The organism is Bradyrhizobium sp. Ken51 (genome assembly GCF_055807435.1).
The window spans coordinates 1-236 of record NZ_JBVVPB010000214.1; the positions used below are offsets into that span (position 1 = coordinate 1).

Consider the following 236-nt stretch of genomic DNA (forward strand, 5'->3'; position numbering starts at 1 on the left):
GTGACGATCGTGACGCGTTTGTCGCCCAGGAAGCCGCTCGCTGCCTCGAATGTAACTACGTTTGCAGCAAGTGTGTGGATGTCTGCCCGAACCGCGCCAACGTCTCCATTGCGGTCCCAGGCTTCCAGAACCGTTTCCAGACGCTGCACCTCGACGCTTACTGTAACGAATGCGGCAACTGCGCTCAGTTCTGTCCGTGGAACGGTAAACCGTACAAAGACAAAATCACCGTCTTC

At 56.4% G+C, this 236-nt stretch carries 1 protein-coding gene; it reads right to left on the reverse strand.

Annotated elements, in window-relative coordinates; all coding sequences use genetic code 11:
• Positions 1–236, reverse strand: a 236-nt coding sequence (locus tag AC0L27_RS41530) for a hypothetical protein (RefSeq protein WP_473323952.1), incomplete at both ends; no start/stop codon positions are given.